Source organism: Rhodococcus sp. BE178, from assembly GCF_050433545.1.
Taxonomy (GTDB): Bacteria; Actinomycetota; Actinomycetes; order Mycobacteriales; family Mycobacteriaceae; genus Prescottella.
This window is the reverse complement of record NZ_JBNPXA010000001.1, coordinates 704,555-719,013: the sequence shown is the minus strand read 5'-3', so window position 1 is coordinate 719,013 and position 14,459 is coordinate 704,555. Positions and strand designations below refer to the sequence as shown.

General features: G+C 68.4%; 12 protein-coding genes and 1 pseudogene. 5 read left to right on the top strand and 8 right to left on the bottom strand.

Annotation, left to right across the window (positions count from 1 at the left end):
- Positions 1–83 precede the first annotated feature (83 nt).
- Positions 84–1,271: a glycoside hydrolase family 3 N-terminal domain-containing protein gene (locus tag J2X34_RS03325; protein ID WP_114723369.1), complete on the top strand. Its 1,188-nt coding sequence runs from the start codon at positions 84–86 to the stop codon at positions 1,269–1,271.
- Between the two features lie 94 nt (positions 1,272–1,365).
- Positions 1,366–1,959, top strand: coding sequence for a TetR/AcrR family transcriptional regulator (locus J2X34_RS03320; RefSeq protein WP_114723336.1), 594 nt, complete (start codon positions 1,366–1,368; stop codon positions 1,957–1,959).
- A gap of 64 nt (positions 1,960–2,023) precedes the next feature.
- On the opposite strand, the gene J2X34_RS03315 is transcribed toward J2X34_RS03320, so the two are convergent.
- The 3 genes from J2X34_RS03315 to J2X34_RS03305 all read right to left on the bottom strand — a co-directional run bounded on the left by J2X34_RS03315 (position 2,024) and on the right by J2X34_RS03305 (position 2,790).
- Positions 2,024–2,179, bottom strand: coding sequence for a DUF6131 family protein (locus tag J2X34_RS03315; protein WP_174913263.1), 156 nt, complete (start codon positions 2,177–2,179; stop codon positions 2,024–2,026).
- Between the two features lie 62 nt (positions 2,180–2,241).
- Complete coding sequence (locus J2X34_RS03310) at positions 2,242–2,541, bottom strand: WhiB family transcriptional regulator (RefSeq protein WP_114723337.1); 300 nt, start codon at positions 2,539–2,541, stop codon at positions 2,242–2,244.
- Between the two features lie 105 nt (positions 2,542–2,646).
- Positions 2,647–2,790: a hypothetical protein gene (locus tag J2X34_RS03305; RefSeq protein WP_174913260.1), complete on the bottom strand. Its 144-nt coding sequence runs from the start codon at positions 2,788–2,790 to the stop codon at positions 2,647–2,649.
- 459 nt (positions 2,791–3,249) lie between these two features.
- Between J2X34_RS03305 and J2X34_RS03300 the strand changes: the two genes are divergently transcribed.
- Positions 3,250–3,576, top strand: a complete 327-nt coding sequence (locus J2X34_RS03300) for a MerR family transcriptional regulator (protein WP_114723338.1) — start codon at positions 3,250–3,252, stop codon at positions 3,574–3,576.
- A 75-nt stretch (positions 3,577–3,651) separates the two neighbouring features.
- On the opposite strand, the gene J2X34_RS03295 is transcribed toward J2X34_RS03300, so the two are convergent.
- A complete protein-coding gene (locus J2X34_RS03295) occupies positions 3,652–4,524 on the bottom strand; it encodes a MaoC/PaaZ C-terminal domain-containing protein (RefSeq protein WP_429516115.1) in 873 nt (290 codons plus the stop codon).
- Complete coding sequence (locus J2X34_RS03290; protein ID WP_429516114.1) at positions 4,524–5,870, bottom strand: 3-oxoacyl-ACP reductase; 1,347 nt, start codon at positions 5,868–5,870, stop codon at positions 4,524–4,526. The genes J2X34_RS03295 and J2X34_RS03290 overlap by 1 nt, the downstream gene beginning before the upstream one ends.
- A 174-nt stretch (positions 5,871–6,044) precedes the next feature.
- Between J2X34_RS03290 and J2X34_RS03285 the strand changes: the two genes are divergently transcribed.
- Both J2X34_RS03285 and J2X34_RS03280 read left to right on the top strand, forming a co-directional pair.
- Positions 6,045–7,382, top strand: a complete 1,338-nt coding sequence (locus J2X34_RS03285; protein ID WP_174913256.1) for an acetyl-CoA C-acetyltransferase — start codon at positions 6,045–6,047, stop codon at positions 7,380–7,382.
- Positions 7,383–7,670: 288 nt separating this feature from the next.
- Positions 7,671–9,752, top strand: coding sequence for a VanW family protein (locus J2X34_RS03280; RefSeq protein ID WP_429516113.1), 2,082 nt, complete (start codon positions 7,671–7,673; stop codon positions 9,750–9,752).
- 76 nt (positions 9,753–9,828) lie between these two features.
- Here J2X34_RS03280 and J2X34_RS03275 read toward each other — a convergent pair.
- From J2X34_RS03275 to J2X34_RS03265, 3 genes and pseudogenes are all read right to left on the bottom strand, one after another.
- Positions 9,829–11,722, bottom strand: a pseudogene (locus J2X34_RS03275) (YhgE/Pip family protein).
- A 2-nt stretch (positions 11,723–11,724) separates the two neighbouring features.
- A complete protein-coding gene (locus J2X34_RS03270; protein ID WP_429516183.1) occupies positions 11,725–12,441 on the bottom strand; it encodes a hypothetical protein in 717 nt (238 codons plus the stop codon).
- A gap of 159 nt (positions 12,442–12,600) precedes the next feature.
- Complete coding sequence (locus tag J2X34_RS03265; RefSeq protein WP_174913251.1) at positions 12,601–14,436, bottom strand: acyl-CoA dehydrogenase; 1,836 nt, start codon at positions 14,434–14,436, stop codon at positions 12,601–12,603.
- Positions 14,437–14,459: the final 23 nt, after the last annotated feature.

The window sequence follows — 14,459 nt, the reverse complement described above, 5'->3', positions numbered from 1 at the left end:
CCGTTCTTCGAGATTACCTTGCCATTACCCCCGCCGCTCGGCTCGAAAAACGGTCGGAATGGATGTGGACTACCGTCGGATCCATGCGAATCCGACATGCCCTGGCCCTCGCTCTGTGCGCCGGACTGGCCGTCGGCTGTTCGTCCGGCGACGGTGGCGACACCTCCACCACCACGGCGCAGTCCTCGCAGTCCGCGTCCAGTCAGCCCACGTCGCAGACCAAGCCGTCCGGTCCGTCGCTGCCGGGGTTCGGAGGGTCCGCGGTCTGCGGTCCCGCCTTCCTGGATTCGCTCACGCAGCGGCAGAAGCTCGCGCAGTTGCTCACTGTCGGGGTCACCGGCACCGCGGACGCGCTCGACATCGTCAAGTCGGAGGGGATCGGCGGCATCTTCATCGGCAGCTGGACGGACGAGTCGATGCTCGCGAACGGCGAGGTCCCGCAGGTCGAGGACGCCAGCGCGATCCCACTGATGGTGACGATCGACGAGGAAGGTGGCCGGGTGTCCCGCGTGGACGAACTGTTCGGGCCGGACCCGTCGGCGCGCGAGGTCGCGCAGACGATGACGACGGACCAGACGTACCAGATGGCGCTCGAGCGGGGACGCGAGCTGAAGAGCCTCGGTATCACCGTGAACTTCGCGCCGGACGTCGACGTCAGCAGTCAGCCGGCCGACTCGGTGATCGGGGACCGGTCGTTCTCGGACGATCCGGAGGTGGTGACGCGATACGCGGAGGCGTACGCGCGGGGCATGCGTGAGGCCGGAATTCTGCCGGTGCTCAAGCACTTCCCCGGACACGGTTCGGCATCGGGCGATTCGCACACCGGTGCCGTCACCACGCCGCCGCTGGACCAGTTGCAGACTTCCGACCTGGTGCCGTACCGCAACCTGGTGGATACCGAGGTCGGCGTCATGCTCGGACACCTGAGCGTTCCGGGTTTGACGACCAACGGACTTCCGGCGAGCCTGAGCCCGGAGGCGGTCTCGCTGCTGCGCGAGGGCACCGGCTACGACGCACCCCCGTTCACCGGGCCCATCTTCACCGACGATCTGAGCGGAATGAAGGCCATCACCGACCGCTACGACATCGCTCAGGCCGTGGAGCAGGCGTTGAAGTCCGGCGTGACGGTCGCGCTGTGGCTCACGACCGACGACGTCCCGCGGGTCCTGGATCATCTGGAACAGGCGGTGTCGTCCGGGCGTCTGCCCGCAGCTCAGGTCGATTCCTCGGTGCTCACGTTGGCGCGCGCCAAGGGTGCCGTGACCTGCTGAGCCGGATCTGGGTCACAATGGAGCCTCCTGTCGTGACCGTTGATCTTCTTACCATCGAGTAAGATGGCACTTCTTACCCGTGGTTGGAGGAATTATGGCTGGTGGCACCAAGCGGCTGCCCAGGGCCGTCCGTGAGCAGCAGATGCTCGACGCTGCCGTCGAGGTCTTCTCCGACAACGGGTTCCACGACGCGTCGATGGACTCGATCGCGGCCAAGGCGAGCATCTCCAAGCCGATGCTGTACCTGTACTACGGGTCCAAGGACGAACTGTTCGCGGCGTGTATTCACCGTGAGGGGCTGCGTTTCGTCGAGGCCATCTCACCGGCGGGCGATCCCAATCTGCCGCCGCGCGAACAACTGCGCGCCGCGCTGACGGGCTTCCTCGGCTTCGTCGACGACAACCGCAGTTCCTGGATGGTGCTGTATCGGCAGGCGATCGGTCAGCAGGCGTTCGCGTCGCAGGTCGGCAGCAGCCGCGACCGGTTGATCGAGTTGACCGCCAAGCTGCTCGAGTCCAGCACCAAGGATCCGGAGCCGGGAACCGACTTCTCGATCATGGCGGTCGCGCTGGTCGGCGCGGGCGAGGCGGTCGCGGACCGCGTCGCCGGTGGCGAGATCAAGGTCGCCGCGGCCGTCGAGTTGCTCGAGAACCTCGCGTGGCGCGGTCTGGCCGGCAAGAAGAAGTAGTCACAGACCTTGCGAACGGGCCCCGGGCGGAGTTTCCGCCCGGGGCCCGTCGCTCTGTCAGGTGTCAGTACCAGTGTTTGCGTCCGCCGACGGCGCGACCTGCCGCGCCGAGGATGAGCAGCACGGCGCCGACGATCAGTGCGATGACACCGAGGGTCCACAGGATCGGGATCTTGATCAGCAGGCCGAGGACGAGCAGGATGATGCCGAGGGTGATCATGTTTCGCCCCTTTCGTTTTCGATAGACATTCCGTTCGCGATGGGCGGCGGTGTGGCGAGTGGTCAGGCGGCCCCACGTTGCGGTGCGCGTCGTTCCCGGAGAAGCATCGCGCGCTCGGATTCGCCGACGCCGCCCCACACTCCGAAGGGTTCCGGCACCGCGAGGGAGTGCTCGAAGCACTTGGCCACGACCGGGCACGCCGCGCAGATCGCCTTGGCGCGGCGCTCACGCATCATGCGGGCGTTGCCGCGTTCGCCGGTCGGCGGGAAGAAGACCGCTTCGTTCATGCCCTGGCAGTTGCCGTGCTGCTGCCATTCCCAGGTGTCGGCCAGGGGTGCGAGGTTCGGTCGGATTCCGGTCATCGAATGCTCCTCGAGAATGTTCGTCGGCTGCCGATCGCGTCTGTGCGCGGCTCGGGGCCTCGTGAAGGCGCGCGCCGGTCGGGCGCTGCGCGGGTGTGCGGCCTGTCAGGCGGCGCTGAGCCTGTTGTCGGCGGACGGTGTGACCGGGTCGCCGCCGTACATCTGCTCCAAGCGGCGCTTGATTTCTTCGGTGCTGAGCGACCATGTCGCGGACTTTCGGCCTGCAAAGGTCGGGCGATGCGCACTCACGTGTGGTCATCCTTTCTTCTCTGATACGGCCCACCCGTAGTCGACGAAACCTCTCGGTTCGCCGCTCGGGCTCGGAAGACCGGTGGGGTGGAGTGCGCCTGCCTGCCTCGTTCGGCGTGGGCTGACTTCTCCGTCTCACTCTTCTTCGCTTGCATCTGGAAGCTTTGACTCCCTAACCGTACAACAAAATCTATGTCTGCCAAATCAGATATGTTGAATCTGCCGGAGGATCGGATCTCCCGTGCAGGTGAGAGGGGAGATTCTCGAGATGTAAGAAGTCGAGGATCGGGCGCGCCGACGACCCGTGTGGAGGGTGTGAAGGAATCTGACTCTGCTGCCGCACATTCGGTATGGTCCCGGTGATACCGTGGGGCCTGAGCAACCGCTCGCAGAGGCCGTTCGAGAGTCCGTACGGGGCACCTGTGGGCGTGAATCCCACGCGACCAACCTCGACGCGATATGAAGGCCACGATGACGCAACAGTCTCCGCCCCGCTCGACCCGCGGAGTCTACGGAATTTCGGTGACTTCGGAGTTGACCGGAATCGGTCCGCAGACTCTGCGGTTGTACGAGCGTCGCGGGCTCATCACGCCGTCACGTACCGGCGGTGGCACGCGTCGCTACAGCGAAGAGGACATCTACCGGCTATCGCGGGTGTCCGAACTGGTCGACGCCGGCGTCAATCTGACGGGGATCCGGCAGATCCTCGAACTGGAGGCCTCCAACGCCGAACTCGTCGCCGAGAATGCGCGTCTGCGAGGCGAATTGGACGGTCGGCAGGCCTGACCCCCGAGAGACGCGGACGCCCGGGTGTAGGCGAGGCATCTCGACTACACCCGGGCGTGGGTGGGCGTACCGGTCCTACCGCAGGGTCGCGCTGAGGTGCGGGTAGCCCTTCTTCGGATTCTTCAGTGCCAGTTCCCAGCCGTCGGGCGTCCGGTCGGCGTACAGGTTCACCGTGGCCGGCAGCACGATCGGCTTGCCGAAGCGCACGCTGTACGTCACCCGTTCGGGGAGGCGGCCCTCGAGCAGCTGCAGCGCGGCCGCGGCGCTCCACATGCCGTGCGCGATGGTGCCCGGGAAGCCGAATGCCTTGGCGCCCAGTGCGGATACATGGATCGGGTTCCGGTCACCGGACACCGCCGCGTACCGGCTGATGATCCGCTGGTCCACCCGCAACGTGCGGGTGGGCGGGGGCGGCACCTCGCTCGGGTGTTCGGGCTTCGGCTCCTTGGGTGCGCCGGTGGGGTGCATCTTCAGGAACGTACTGACCTGGCGCCACACCAGTTCCCGGCCCACCGAGACCTCGCTGACGAAATTCACCTGTGTGCCCTTGGGGTGCGCCCGCAAATTCTCGGCACGCACCTTCAGGTCCAGCGGCTCGCTCATCGAGATCGGGCGCAGTTGCTCGATCACGTTGTCGGTGTGGACGGAACCGATTGCAGGGAAGGGGAAATCGCGCGAGGTGAGCAGCCGCATGACGCTCGGGAAGACGAGTGTGAACGGGTACGTGATCGGCAGCGTGTCGCCGAACCGCAGCCCACACACCTTGGCGTATGCGGCAAGGTTCGCGCTGTCCACCCGCAGACCCTGCAGGGCGAGGGTCTCCTTCGGCAGGCTGCGCTTGCCGGAGGGCTTGGTGAAGGGCAGCGCGCCCAGTGCCGCTCGTGCGTAGTTGTCGAGGGTGCCGGGCTGTTCGCGCAGCTGCACGAGTGTTCCCTTGCGGCCGGTCATCACGCGCCCAGCAGCGACTGGCCGCACACGCGCACGACCTGGCCGGTCACGGCGCCCGACGCGGGGCTGGCGAAGTACGACACCAGTTCCGCCACGTCCACGGTCTGGCCGCCCTGCAGCAGCGAGCTCATCCGGCGTCCGGCCTCGCGGGTCGCGAACGGGATCGCGGCGGTCATCGCGGTCTCGATGAAGCCGGGGGCGACGGCGTTGATGGTGATCTTCTTCTCGGCCAGCACCGGCGCGGTGGCCTGGACCAGGCCGATGACGCCGGCCTTCGAGGTGCCGTAGTTGGTCTGGCCGCGGTTGCCGGCGATGCCGGCGATCGAGGACACGTCCACCACGCGGCCGCCCTCGCGGAGCACACCCTTGGCGACCAGGGTGTCGGTGATCTTCTGCGGGGCAAGGAGGTTGACGCCGATCACGCTGTTCCAGCGGGACTCGTCCATGTTCGCGAGCGTCTTGTCTCGGGTGATGCCGGCGTTGTGGACGATGATGTCCGCGCCGCCGTGACGTTCCATCAGGTGCTCGGCGAGCTTGTCGGCTGCGTCGGCGGCCGTGACGTCGAGTGCGAGGGACGTGCCGCCCACCTTGTTGGCCGTCTCGGACAGTGCCTGGCCGGCGGCCGGGATGTCGGCGCACACGACCTGCGCGCCGTCGCGGGCGAGGACCTCGGCGATGGTGGCGCCGATGCCACGCGCGGCGCCGGTCACGACGGCGACCTTGCCCTCGAGCGGGCGGTCCCAGCTCGCGGGGGCGACCGCGTCCTCGGCGCCGACCCGGATCACCTGGCCGTCGACGAACGCCGACTTGGCCGAGAGTAGGAAGCGGAGGGTGGACTCGAGGCCGGACAGGCCGGTGGCGGCGTCGGGGGAGACGTAGACCAACTGGGCGGTGGCGCCGCGCTTGATCTCCTTGCCGACGCTGCGGGTGAAGCCCTCGAGCGCACGCTGGGCGATCTGCTCGTCGACGCCCGATGCAAGCTCCGGCGTCGTACCGAGCACGACGACGCGGGCCGACGGCGCGAGGTTGCGGATGACGGGCTGGAAGAACTCGAACAGCTGCACCAGCTCGGTTACCTGGCCGATGCCGGTCGCGTCGAACACCAGCGCGCCGTAGCGGTCGTCGTGCGGCTGCGCGGCCGGGTAGTCCGACAGCAGCGCGCGGATCGGCTCCACCAGACGCCCCTCGCCGCCGATCAGGACCGGGCCCGCCAGGGGCGGCTCGCCGGCCTTGTAGCGACGCAGCTTCTCCGGCCGCGGCAACCCGGCCTGCTTGGCGATGAACGCGCCCGGCGCGGACGAGAGGAACTGTGAGTAGAGGTCGGGAGCGCCCTTGCTGGCTGCCACGGTCCACCTTCTTTGTCGCAATCGGGCACCCGTGCATCCGGGTGCGGTGTCGACATTGAACTTACTCTGGAGTAAGTTCAATGTCGAGTGCAGAACCCACCGCCGAGGCGGATCGACCACGCGGATCTCGAGCAGATTTCCAGTGGGATCCTCCCCACCTACATGGAGACCGACGTGACCAGCAGAGCCCGTAATCGCAGCGCCAAGCCGGCGTCCGCACCGCAGTCCGGTGGTCGGCAGCTTCGCCCCGTCGCCATCGTCGGCGGCAACCGCATTCCCTTCGCGCGCTCGGATCGGGCGTACGCGCATGCGTCCAACCAGGACATGTTCACCGCGACGCTGGACGGGCTGGTCAGCCGCTTCGGGCTGCAGGGCGAGCAGCTGGGCATGGTCGTCGGTGGCGCGGTCCTCAAGCACAGCCGCGACTTCAACCTCATGCGCGAGTGCGTGCTCGGCAGCGCGCTGAGCCCCTACACCCCGGCGTACGACCTGCAGCAGGCGTGCGGCACCGGGCTGCAGTCGATCATCGCGGTCGGTGACGCCATTGCGGCCGGCCGGATCGAGGCCGGTGTCGGCGGCGGTGTGGACACCACGTCCGATGCGCCGATCGGTGTCAACAACGAACTGCGCGAGTTCCTGCTCTCGATGAACCGCGCGCGCTCCACCGCGGACCGGGTCAAGCTGCTCGGCCAGGTGCGCCCGTCGATGCTGGGCATCGAGATCCCGCGCAACGGCGAGCCGCGCACGGGGCTGTCGATGGGCGACCACGCCGCGATCACCGCGAAGGAGTTCGGTGTCCGCCGCGAGGACCAGGACGAGTTGGCGGCCGCGAGCCACAAGAACATGGCCGCCGCCTACGACCGCGGATTCTTCGACGACCTCGTCACCCCGTTCCTGGGCCTGACCCGCGACGACAACCTGCGTCCCGACTCCAATGTCGACAAGCTCGCGACGCTCAAGCCGGTGTTCGGTACCAAGCTGGGCGACGCGACCATGACGGCGGGCAACTCCACCCCGCTCACCGACGGCGCCTCCGCGGTGTTGTTGTCCACCGACGAGTGGGCCGCCGAGCGGAACCTGCCGGTGCTGGCGCACCTGGTGGACTCCGAGACCGCCGCCGTCGACTACATCCACGGCGCCGACGGGTTGCTGATGGCGCCGACCTATGCGATCCCGCGCCTGCTGGCCCGAAACGGTCTCACGCTGCAGGATTTCGACTTCTACGAGATCCACGAGGCGTTCGCGTCGGTCGTGCTGGCGACGCTGCAGGCGTTCGAATCCGACGAGTACTGCAAGGAGCGCCTGGGCTTGGACGGAGCCCTGGGCAGCATCGACCGGTCCAAGCTCAACGTCAACGGATCGTCGCTTGCGGCGGGTCACCCGTTCGCGGCCACTGGCGGTCGGATCGTGGCGTCGCTCGCGAAGATGCTGGCGGAGAAGGGGTCGGGCCGCGGCCTGATCTCCATCTGCGCGGCCGGCGGTCAGGGCGTCACCGCCATCGTCGAGGTCTGATCGACCGGTCGGGGCAGAAAATCCGACTGACCCGAACCGAGGATGTAACGCGGTCCGCAGGGGAGCGATAATCCAATCGGCCCCGTGTTATTGCCTGACCCCCGACCTGGCAATCACACGGGGCCGCTCTACGCTCTCCGCCCCTTCGGGCGGATGGAATGATGCGAGCAGCGGCTGCTGACCGGGATTCCCGAGCGGTTGCCCGGAGTCCCGAGGACTAGGCTGCACGGGTAGAAACACGCAACGCGACGGCCCGGCACGGTGTCGATTCGGCAGGAGGGCCCATTGATGAGTGACGAGCGCGACGGCAACAACGGTTCCGAAAACCACATGGACGGTCCGGAGCCGGACGAGAATCCCACCGAGATCATGCCGGCGGTGCCGTCGGAATCCGATGATCCGACACCGGACGACTCGTCGGAACCCACGCCGGATGTGCCGTCCGAGTCCACGCCGGATGTGCCGTCCGAGTCGACACCGGACGCCTCTCTCGAGCCCGCACCGGATGTCTCGTCCGAGGCCCCCACCGAGGTCTTCGCCGTCACCCCTGCCGATCCCGAGCCGACGCCGGAGCCCGCGCCCGCTCCCGAGCCTGCTTCGGAGTCGGAGACCACGCCCGAGTCGGAGTCGCAGGGGCGGCCGCGCTGGGTGAAGTATGCCGCGGTCGCCGGCGGCGTCGTGGCAGTGGCGGCCATCGCGTATGCCGTGGACTTTGTGGTCTCCGCCGACCGGGTGCCGCGCGGCGTCACCGTCGCCGGCGTGGAGATCGGCGGCGAGAGCATGTCGTCGGCCGAGGCGACGCTGCGCGCCGAACTCGGCCCGCGAGTGGACAGCCCGGTGCCGGTGCTCGCCGGGACCACGGAGAGCACGATCGTGCCGGCGCAGGCCGGTATCGGCGTGGACTGGGCCGCCACCCTCGACCGTGTCGGGGACCAGCCGGTCAACCCGTTCACCCGCGTCGCGTCCCTGTTCACCAACCGTGAGGTCGGGCTCGTCTCGACGGTCGACGAGAACGCGCTCGACGGCGCGATCGCCGGCGTGCAGAAGGAAGCGGATCGGGCGCCCCGAGAGGGCAACGTCGTGTTCGAGGGCGCGACCCCGGTCCCGGTCGCACCGTTGCCGGGGCAGAGCCTGCGGACGGACGACGCCGCCGACACGTTCGTCGAGGACTGGGCCTTCGGCACCACCGTCGACCTGCCGGTCGACGTCGTGGACGTGACGGTGACGCAGGCCGGCGTCGACGCCGCGCTGCGCGACGTCGCGGCGCCCGCGGCCGCGGCGAACGTCGTGGTCACCGGGCGTGACGGCGCGGTCGCGACGCTGCCACGGGACCAGGTCGGCAAGGTTCTCACTTTCGTTCCGGACGGCGGTGGTGGTCTGTCCCCGCAGTACAACGTCGAGGCGGCCACCGGAATCCTCGCGCCGCAGCTCGCGAGCACCGACGTCAAGCCCAAGGACGCGCAGATCAGTCTCGCGAGCGGCTCGCCGCAGGTGATCCCGTCGGTGACCGGCGACATGGTGCAGTGGCCCAAGACCCTCGAACCGCTGCCGGCGCTGCTCACCGCACCCGGTGAGCGAACCACTCCCGCGATCTACGAGCCCGTCGAGCCGGCTCTGACCACCGAGGGCGCGAATGCGCTCGGCATCCGCGAGGTGATCGGCGAGTACACCACCGGCGGGTTCGAGTACGCGTCCGGTGTCAACATCCGGCTCGCGGCCAGTCAGATCAACGGCGCGCTCGTCAAGCCGGGAGAAACCTTCTCGTTCGATGCCCAGACCGGTCCCCGCGGTGCGGCGCAGGGCTATGTCGACTCGGGCATCATCAACAACGGCCGCCCGGACAAGGCGGTCGGCGGCGGCATCAGTCAGCTCGCGACCACCCTCTACAACGCCACGTACTTCGCGGGCATGGAGGACGTCGAACACACCGAGCACAGCTACTACATCTCCCGCTACCCGGCGGCGCGCGAGGCGACGGTGTTCGAGGGCGCGATCGACCTCAAGTTCCGCAACCCGTACAAGACGGGCGTGATGATCCAGACCATCGGGACCAACTCGAACATCACGGTGCGCATCTGGGGCACCAAGACGGTCGACGTCGAATCCGTGACCGGCGGACGGACGAGTCAGACGTCGCCGAACACGATCAGCCTCCCGGCCGGCCCGCACTGCGTGGCGTCCGGCGGCGCACCGGGATTCACCACGAGCGACACCCGGATCATCACCGACGCCAAGACCGGTGCGGAGATCTCGCGCAGCACCCGGACGGTCAAGTACGACCCGGTCCCGATCGTGAAGTGCGTGTCGAACGAGCCGGCGCCGAAGCCCTCGGAGGAAGGCGCGCCGCCGGCGCCCACCCCCGGCGGGTAGGCCCCGAGTCCGTAGCTGAAGGGACCGTTCATACGCTGTCGGCGTGTGAACGGTCCCTTCAGCACATGAGGGTGTCTCACACCTCGATCGGCGGGTGCAGCCGCATCAGCGTCCAGGCACGGTCGCGCCGCACCGACAGCGCACTGGCGACCAGCGATGCCAACAGCAGCCCGAGGAGCACCGCGATCGACACCCACAGCCGGGAGTCGATGCCGCCGACGGTGAGCTGTCGTAACCCGTTGACGGCGTATGTCATCGGGTCGAACGGGTGCAGGACCTGGAACGGTTTCGCGGTGGTTTCCACGGGGTAGATGCCGCCCGACGACACCAGTTGCAGCATCAGGAACGCCAGGGTGACGACGCGTCCGACGGCGGGGCCGAAGATCGCGTTGAACGCCTGGATCAGCGCCATGTAGGTGAGGCCGACCAGTCCCAGGAACGCGATGGTGCCGAACACGTAGACCGGCACCAGTCCTACACCGAAGTGCACCACGACGTACATCACCAGCACCTGTGCGATCGCGATCAGCGCGGCCGGCCAGTACGACGCCAGCACCACCCGCATCGCGCCGAGCCCGGTCGAGATCGGGCGAGTCTGTACCGGCCGCAACAGCATCCACGTGATGATGCCGCCCACGAACAACGCCAGCGGCAGGAAGAACGGCGCGAACCCGGTGCCGAAGGTCTTGGCCCGGTTCTCGTGGTGCTGGTCCAGCGCCACCGGGGCCGACAGGGTCTGCGCGACGGCGCTGCGCTGCTGTGGATCCCAGGCGGGGACCTGCTCGCTGCCCTGTTTCAGCTGGGACGCGAGTTCGCCCGATCCGTCCTTCAGCTGAGTCGTACCGGCGGCGAGCTGCCCGGCACCCTGCGCGAGAGTCTCGCCGCCGCCGGACAACTGGGCAAGACCGACGTCGAGGGTGCGGGCGCCCGACGCAGCCTGTTGCCCGCCGGACTGCAGCTGCGTCAGGCCGTCCCGCAGCTGGCCGGCGCCGCCGACGGCCTGGGACATCCCCGACCGGTAGGGGCTCGACGGGTCGCCGAGCTGGAACGCGAGCTGCTGTGCCCCGTCCTCGAGCTGCGCGAGCTGCCCGCGCAGGGCCGGGTCCAGCGCCGGTCCGAGAGTGCCGGTCACCTGGGCGACCAGTTGCGTCACACCGGCGCTGAGCTGTCCGGCGCCGCTCCCGAGTTGGGCTGTGGCGCCCGACAACTGGTCCAGTCCCCCGGACAGTGCGGTCGCGCCGCCGGACGCGGTGTCGGATGCCCGCCGAGAGCTGCGCCGTGCCGTCGGCGAGGGCCGTCGTCCCGGAGTGAGCGGTGGTGAGACCGTCGGCCAGCGTGCGGGAGCCGACCGCGAGTTGCTGCGCGCCACCGTCAGCCGCCTGCGCACCGGCCGCCAACTGCCCGGCACCGTCCGCGGCCTGGCGGAGTCCGTCGCCCGCCGCGCCGAGGCCGACGAGTGCCTGATCCACGGACTGTTCACCGATCTGCGCGCCCACGACGTTCAGGATCTGTTGGGCGGCGTTCTGCCCGATGACCGTGCCGAGGTAGTTGTTGGCGTCGTTGTAGGTGAAGATCAGCCGGGCCTTCTGCGGATCGGGTCCGGTGGGGGACGCCACGGATCGGCTGAAGTCGCCGGGCAGCGTCACCGAGAAGTAGTAGCGCCCGTCCGCGACGCCGGTGGACGCCTCGTACGCGCTCACCTCGTGGAAGTCGAGGTCGCCGGAGTCCATCAGCCCCTGCGCCACCTGGTCTCCGGCGTTGAGGGGTTTGCCGTCCACGACGGTGCCGTGATCGCTGTTGACCAGCGCCACCGGAATCTTGCCCGTCTCGCTGAACGGATCCCAGAACGCCCACAGGTACAGCGCGCCGTACAGCAGCGGCATCAGCACGATCGTCACGAGGGCGACCCGCGGCATCAGCCCGCGCGAGAACCGCTTGAGTTCGGTACCGAGCGACATCCCTGCCAGCATGGCTATTCCTCGCTTCCGGGGATCGAGCCGTTCCCGGTCGCGGCCGTGTCGGCCAGCGGGTGGAACTCGTGGGCGGGCGAGCCGGGTGGCAGGGGATTGACCGCGGACGCGATCACCGTCTGCCGGGCGCCCAGGACCGCGAGCCGGTCGACCAGCACGGCGCGTTCGGTCTCGTCCCGCACCTGTTCGAGATCGTCGATCAGCAGCACCGGGGGAACCTGGGTGTCGGCGACGGCGATCCGCAACAGCATCGCGTCCAGTTCGTCGAGATCACTGACGTAGTCGGTGAGCCGCGGCAGCGGCCGATCCCCGAACACCGGTGCGCACACCTGCTCGAGCTCGCGCCGGCTCGCCCGGCGGATCAGCCGGTACCACGTTGCGTCCCAGCGGATCTGCTCGGTGATCAGATCGCGCACGGTCACCGATTCGGAGATGGTGTCGATGCCGGCGAATCCGGCGATCGCGGACACCGCCCGGATCGCGGCCGGCCGGGTGCGCCCGAGCACGGTGAGGCGCCCGGCCGACGGTTTCATCCGCCCGCCGAGGGTGAGCAGCAGGGACGTGCGGCCCGACCCCGCGAAACCCTGGATCACTGCCAGCCCCCCGAACGGAATCCTCAGGTCCACGGGACCGAAGACGGGCCCCAGGGCGCCGTGGCGGGTCAGTCCCTCGGCGAGCACTGCCGGTGGCGGAGCGGGCGGCGAGTACGGGTCGTCCATGCTGGTCACTGCTGGTCACCAACCTCGGGTTCGGTGGCAGGGCATCAACATCAACAGCCAAACACACCTGCGCCGCCCGCGCCCGGGCACCGACGAAAGAACCCCCGCACACGTGGTGTGCGGGGGTTCCTTCGTCGATCAGGACATCAGATCAGGGAATCAGAACGCGGCCTCGTCCAGTTCCATGATGTCGTTGTCGAGGTGCGACAGGATGTTGCGCGTCGCGGTCAGCTCGGGCAGCACGTTCTTCGCGAAGAACGACGCGGTCGCGACCTTGCCCTCGTAGAACGGCTTGTCCTTGTCGGAGGCGCCCTCGTCGAGTGCCTTGATCGCGATCTCGGACTGACGCAGCAACTGCCAGCCGACCAGCAGGTCGCCGACCGCCATCAGGAACCGCACCGAGCCGAGACCCACCTTGTACAGCTCGGTGGGCTGCTCCTGGGCGCCCATGAGGTGCCCGGTGAGGACCGCGGCCATGCCCTGCACGTCCTCGAGGGCGGTCGAGAGCAGCGCCCGCTCGGCCTTGAGCCGGCCGTTGCCCGCCTCGCTGTCGATGAACTTCTTGATCTCGCCGGCGACGTGGGCGAGGGCGACGCCGCGGTCACGCGCGATCTTGCGGAAGAAGAAGTCCTGCGCCTGGATGGCGGTGGTGCCCTCGTACAGCGAGTCGATCTTCGAGTCGCGGATGTACTGCTCGATCGGGTAGTCCTGCAGGAAGCCGGAGCCGCCGAGGGTCTGCAGGCTCTCGGTCAGGTACTGGTAGGCCCGCTCGGAACCGACGCCCTTGACGATCGGCAGCAGCAGATCGTTGACGCGGAACGCGGTCTCCTTGTCGGCGCCGGAGACCAGCGCGGCGACCGCGTCGTCCTGGTGCGCGGCGGTGTAGAGGTACACCGCGCGCAGGCCCTCGGCGTACGCCTTCTGCATCGCGAGACTGCGGCGCACGTCCGGGTGGTGCGTGATGGTGACGCGGGGGGCGGTCTTGTCCGTCATCTGCGTCAGGTCGGAGCCCTGGACGCGCTCCTTGGCGTAGTCACGCGCGTTGAGGTAGCCGGTGGACAGGGTGGAGATGGCCTTGGTGCCCACCATCATTCGAGCGTGCTCGATGACGTCGAACATCTGGGCGATGCCGTTGTGGACCTCGCCGACGAGCCAGCCCTGCGCGGGAACGTCGTGGCCGCCGAACGTGAGCTCACACGTCGTGGACGCCTTGAGGCCCATCTTGTGCTCGACGTTGGTGACGAAGACACCGTTGCGGTCGCCGAGCTCGTTCTTCTCGAAGTCGAAGTGGAACTTCGGGACGAAGAACAGGCTCAGGCCCTTGGTGCCCGGTCCGGCGCCCTCGGGGCGCGCGAGCACCAGGTGGAAGATGTTCTCGAACAGGTCGTCCGAGGTGGCGGACGTGATGAAGCGCTTGACGCCCTCGATGTGCCAGGAGCCGTCGTCCTGCTTGATGGCCTTGGTGCGTCCGGCGCCCACATCGGAACCGGCGTCCGGCTCGGTCAGCACCATGGTGGCACCCCAGCCGCGCTCGACACAGGTTGCCGCCCACTGCTTCTGCTCGTCCGTGCCGTTGTGGAAGAGCACGTCCGCGAACGACGGGCCGGCCTGGTACATGAACGCGGCGGGCTGTGCGCCCAGCAGCATCTCGGCGATGGCCCACACCACCGTGCGCGGAACCGGAACGCCGCCGATCTCCTCGCTCAGGCCCATGCGGTACCACTCGGCGTCCCACATCGCCTTGAACGACTTCTTGAAGGACTCCGGCAGGGTAGCCTCGTGCTTCTCGGGGTCGAATACCGGCGGATTGCGGTCGGTGTCGGCGAAGGCCTCGGCGAGCGGGCCCTCCGCGAGGCGCGCGACCTCGGACAGCATCTCCTTGACGGTGTCGGCGTCGAGATCCCCCCACACGCCCTCACTCAGCGGCTTGTCAAGACCAAGTACCTCGAACAGGTTGAACTCGAGGTCGCGGACGTTGCTCTTGTAGTGGCCCATGTTTTGCTCTCCCTGAAGTGGCA

Bases quoted from the DNA above. Each gene is read 5' to 3' on its own strand.
- J2X34_RS03325 (WP_114723369.1), top strand. From the start codon at position 84: ATGCGAATCCGACATGCCCTGGCCCTCGCTCTGTGCGCCGGACTGGCC.
- J2X34_RS03320 (WP_114723336.1), top strand. From the start codon at position 1,366: ATGGCTGGTGGCACCAAGCGGCTGCCCAGGGCCGTCCGTGAGCAGCAG.
- J2X34_RS03315 (WP_174913263.1), bottom strand. From the start codon at position 2,179: ATGATCACCCTCGGCATCATCCTGCTCGTCCTCGGCCTGCTGATCAAG.
- J2X34_RS03310 (WP_114723337.1), bottom strand. From the start codon at position 2,541: ATGACCGGAATCCGACCGAACCTCGCACCCCTGGCCGACACCTGGGAA.
- J2X34_RS03300 (WP_114723338.1), top strand. From the start codon at position 3,250: ATGAAGGCCACGATGACGCAACAGTCTCCGCCCCGCTCGACCCGCGGA.
- J2X34_RS03295 (WP_429516115.1), bottom strand. From the start codon at position 4,524: ATGACCGGCCGCAAGGGAACACTCGTGCAGCTGCGCGAACAGCCCGGC.
- J2X34_RS03280 (WP_429516113.1), top strand. From the start codon at position 7,671: ATGAGTGACGAGCGCGACGGCAACAACGGTTCCGAAAACCACATGGAC.
- J2X34_RS03270 (WP_429516183.1), bottom strand. From the start codon at position 12,441: ATGGACGACCCGTACTCGCCGCCCGCTCCGCCACCGGCAGTGCTCGCC.
- J2X34_RS03265 (WP_174913251.1), bottom strand. From the start codon at position 14,436: ATGGGCCACTACAAGAGCAACGTCCGCGACCTCGAGTTCAACCTGTTC.